Consider the following 1,018-nt stretch of genomic DNA (forward strand, 5'->3'; position numbering starts at 1 on the left):
ACGTGGTTGGAGTGGTGCAGCGCCATCTCCCGGTCCATCGGGTGGCCGCTCTCACCGGTGTCCGGGATGCCCTCGAAGGAGTCGGCTGCGGTGAGGCCGAGCTGATCCACACGTCGAAGCCGGCCTTCTGCAGGGCCGCGACCAGGTCCTTCTGCTGGTCGTAGTAGCGGACCCAGCCGGTGGCGGTGCCGCTGCCGACCCGTTGGACGGCGCCGACCGGCGCGGCGAGGTTCTCCGTACGGGCGGCCGCGGCGAACACCCGGACCTCGCGGGCGGTCCAGCCCCGCGTCAGCTGCGCGAGCCAGGCGTAGCCGGGCTCGGTGGTGCGGCGGTCCCAGCCCGCGAAGGCGGTGGCGCCGGCCCGGGTCGCGGCGGTGCCGTAGACCGCGGCGACCTCGTCGGCGCAGCGGTCGGCGGCGGGGGTCCCCGCGCCGGTGGGCAGCGGGTCGCCGGGGCGGGCGAGGGGTCCGCAGGCGGCGGCGAGGGCGGCGGCCGCGGCGGGGGTCAGGAAGCGGCTGGTGGTGGACCAGTCCCCGCGGGCGGGCTGGCGCACCTTGCCGTTGCGCAGCAGCCAGAACAGGGTGGCGTCGCCGACGTCGTTCTTGACGACGGTGTTGTCCCAGTCGAAGACGGCGACGGGCTTGGCCCGGCCGGGCCGGTGGGGGTCGCAGCGGCCGTACGCGTCGATGAGCCGCTGGAGCCGGGCCTGGTTGTCGCCGTACCAGCCGGCCTTGAGCTGCGGGGTGGCGCAGGGGGTGCCGGGGCGGGCCGCCGGGGCGGCGGGGGCCGCGGCGACGAGGGTGCCGGCGGCCACCGCGGCGGCGGCGACGGCCCGGAGCCGCCGGGTGCTGCCGGGTCGCCGGGTGCTGCTGGTTCGGGTCACTGGGTGGACACTCCTGTTCCTCTTCCTACGAAGATCGTCGCGGGTGGTGGAGCACGGCAGCCGGGGGGGGGAAGTACCCCCGCGGCCGGGGGGGGGCGGTCCAGAAGAACGGGGGGGGGTGCCCCCCGGCCGGGC

The 1,018-nt window shown here is 77.4% G+C and carries 1 pseudogene; it reads right to left on the bottom strand.

Annotated features, from left to right (window positions below):
- Window positions 1–883, bottom strand: a pseudogene (locus tag ABT106_RS32070) (hypothetical protein); the annotation flags it as partial.
- Window positions 884–1,018: the final 135 nt, after the last annotated feature.

This window comes from Streptomyces sp. NPDC002044, assembly GCF_040296725.1.
In the GTDB taxonomy this organism is placed as follows: domain Bacteria; phylum Actinomycetota; class Actinomycetes; order Streptomycetales; family Streptomycetaceae; genus Streptomyces; species Streptomyces antarcticus.